At 70.2% G+C, this 2,534-nt stretch carries 3 protein-coding genes; all 3 read left to right on the forward strand.

Going from position 1 to position 2,534, the window contains the following annotated elements:
• Positions 1-1,254: ABC transporter ATP-binding protein (locus ACHZD8_RS04015; protein WP_394768861.1), on the forward strand; the 1,254-nt coding region annotated here is incomplete at its 5' end.
• Positions 1,251-2,030 carry an energy-coupling factor transporter transmembrane component T family protein gene (locus ACHZD8_RS04020; RefSeq protein ID WP_394768862.1) on the forward strand — a complete coding sequence of 260 codons (780 nt, stop codon included), beginning with the start codon at positions 1,251-1,253 and terminating at the stop codon, positions 2,028-2,030. The genes ACHZD8_RS04015 and ACHZD8_RS04020, both read left to right, overlap by 4 nt.
• 49 nt (positions 2,031-2,079) lie before the next feature.
• A partial coding sequence (locus ACHZD8_RS04025; protein ID WP_394768863.1) for an ATP-binding protein occupies positions 2,080-2,534 on the forward strand: 455 nt, incomplete at its 3' end.

Genomic DNA, 2,534 nt, shown 5'->3' on the forward strand with positions numbered 1-2,534 from the left:
CTCGGCGACGACGACGGCGGTGAAGCGGAGGGACGCTTGCTCGTTGGGGGCGGAATCCCGACTCCGGGCCGCGCCGGCCTCGTGCTGCAGGATCCGGACAGCCAGGTGATACTAGCCAGGGTCGGCGACGACGTGGCCTTCGGCTGCGAGAACCTCGGCGTGCCGCGGGAACAGATCTGGCCACGGGTCACCGCTGCGCTCGACGCCGTCCGGCTCGGTCTGCCGCTCGACCACCCGACCTCCGTGCTCTCTGGCGGGCAGAAGCAGCGACTCGCGCTCGCCGGCGTGATCGCGATGCAGCCGGGGCTCCTGCTTCTCGACGAACCGACCGCCAACCTCGATGCCGAGGGAGTACGCGACGTGCGCGACTCGGTCGTGCGCGTGCTCGATACCACCGGCGCGACCTTCATCGTGGTCGAGCACCGCGTGGCCGTCTGGCTCGACGTCGTAGACCGGGTCGTCGTGTTGTCGCCTGGCGGGGGAGTCGTCGCCGACGGCACGCCCGCCGCAGTACTAAGCGAGCGTGGTGCCGAGCTTGCGGCGCGAGGAGTGTGGGTGCCCGGATTCCCGCCGGCCTGGCCGTCGCGCATCCGAGCCGCTTCTGAGCGCTTGCTGTCGAGTACCGAGCTCGCGGTCGGGCGGAAGACAGTCGTACAGGAGCACCTGTCGGTGCGGGTTGAGAGCGGTCGGGCCCTCGCGGTCACCGGTCCGAACGGAGTGGGTAAGTCGACGCTCGGGCTCACGCTGGCGGGGCTGCTTCCCACACTGGGCGGCGAAGTGGTCGCCGCGGAGTCGCTCGACAGCGGGGCGGGACGTGCGCCCATCCGCTGGAAGTCGCGCGAACTGCTCACCCGCATCGGCACGGTGTTTCAGGATCCCGAGCATCAGTTTCTCGCCGCCACCGTGCGCGCAGAGCTCGAGATCGGGCCCCGTGCCCTGGGGCTGCCGGATGCCGAGATCACTGAGCGCGTCGATGCGCTTCTCGAGCGACTGCGCCTCACCCACCTCGCCCTCGCGAATCCGTTCACCTTGTCTGGTGGCGAGAAGCGGAGGGTGAGTGTCGCCACGGCCCTTGCGACCCGTCCACGGGTGCTGGTGCTGGATGAGCCCACGTTCGGGCAGGACTCGCGCACCTGGAGCGAACTCGTGGCCATGCTGGCCGAACTGCTCGACGCCGGCACGGCCGTCGTCGCGATGACGCACGACGACGACTTCGTGCGCGCCCTAGCGGACGAGACGCTGGTGCTGTCGTGAGCACCGGGATCGTGTCCGGGCCGGGGGTGGTCTACCGGGTCAACCCGGTCGCCAAACTGGCCGCGGCGCTTCTGCTGAGCGCGTGCCTTGTGCTCACGGTGGACTGGGTGTCATCCGCCGTCGCGCTCACCCTCGAAATCGCGGTGCTGCCGCTCGCCGGGCTACCAGCCAGGACGTTCTGGCTGCGCACGGCCGCCGTGTGGATCGCTGCTCCGCTCACAGCGGTGACCATCGCGCTGTACGGGCAGCCCTCGGGCCGGGTCTACGCCGAGTTCCTGTTCGCGCGAGTGAGCGACGGTTCGATCGAGCTCGCCATTGCCACGCTGCTTCGGGTGCTCGCGATCGGGCTGCCCGCCGTCGTGCTGTTTGTCACCATCGATCCGACCGACCTGGCAGACGGACTGTCGCAGCTGCTCCACCTTCCTTCGCGCTTCGTTCTTGGTGCCCTGGCCGCTCTGCGCCTGGTGGGACTGTTCGCGGACGACTGGCGGTCGTTGGCTCTCGCGCGGCGGGCTCGGGGAGTGGCAGACTCGGGGCGCATCCGCCGGCTGGCGGGGCAGGCGTTCGCGCTACTCGTGCTGTCACTGCGCCGGGGCAACAAGCTCGCGACGGCTATGGAGGCGCGCGGCTTCGGCTCCTCGGCGCACCGTACCTGGGCGCGGCAGTCGCGGTGGCGCGGGCGCGATTGGGTCATGGTCGTGATCGGCGCGGCCATTGGGGCTGTAGCCGTGGCGGCATCCGTCAGCACCGGACAGTGGAACTCCATTGTCGGCTGAGCGGGGGAGAGACGAGCGGCTGACCGGCGGGCGGTTGGCTGGCGCGCGAATGCGCGGCGCGTGCGTGCTGATCGACGGCCGGTCCGGCTCCGGCAAGACCGAGCTCGCGCGGGCGATGGTCACCGACTGGAAGGGTGCCCAACTCGTTCGGCTCGACGACCTGTATCCGGGATGGGACGGCCTAGCCACCGGCAGCGCCGCTGTGCCCACGATCCTGTCCACGCACCACTGGCGCGCCTGGGACTGGGCGACGAACCGGCCGGGCGACAGGCATGAGCTCGACCCCACCCGCCCGATCGTCGTAGAGGGAGTGGGCGCCATCAGTGTGGCGTCGGTGCCGTTCGCGGACTACGCGATCTGGGTCGAGCTCGACCCAGAGACGCGCAAGGTTCGCGCGTTGGATCGGGATGGCGACGCCTACGCCCCGTACTGGGATCGCTGGGCGGCCCAGGAGGTCGACTTCATCGAGCGCGAGAACCCGCAAGCGCTCGCCGATGAGGTCAT

This window comes from Lacisediminihabitans sp. (assembly GCF_043726815.1).
Lineage (GTDB): Bacteria > Actinomycetota > Actinomycetes > Actinomycetales > Microbacteriaceae > Lacisediminihabitans.